The organism is Stenotrophomonas maltophilia group sp. RNC7 (assembly GCF_030910085.1).
Classification (GTDB): Bacteria; Pseudomonadota; Gammaproteobacteria; order Xanthomonadales; family Xanthomonadaceae; genus Stenotrophomonas; species Stenotrophomonas sepilia.
Window position 1 is genome coordinate 1 of sequence record NZ_JAVFVN010000269.1, and the last position, 377, is coordinate 377.

The following is a 377-nucleotide window of genomic DNA, read 5'->3' on the forward strand; positions in this document are numbered from 1 at the left end:
ATGTCATTCAGAATGGGAGTGGAGAGTACCTTGCGTATGCTACACATAACGTTTGTAATGCTTATTTCAACTTAAAAAAATACGATGCTTGCCAAGCATATCTTGATTCGTATAGCAAGTTTCCTTATTCTTTTGTGCCCGATAATGTCAAAATGATGACAGCATTTATAAACTCCAAAACAGGAAATATTGATTTGGCGATTACGCAATTCATAGAGTACCTGAAAAATCCATCCCCATTTTATCTTGTACATGTTGTGTCCGAGCTAATGGAACTGTATCTGTCTAAAAACGACATATATGCAGCGGAACAGCTTGGCATGTATGAAGAGCAAATCGTTGAAGAAATGACTAGTTTGTATACCACTCCTTATAAG

At 36.6% G+C, this 377-nt stretch carries 1 protein-coding gene; it reads left to right on the forward strand.

Annotated features, from left to right (window positions below; all coding sequences use genetic code 11):
• The coding region (locus RCF13_RS03575) for a hypothetical protein (RefSeq protein ID WP_308140881.1) at positions 1 to 377 on the forward strand (377 nt) is incomplete at both ends.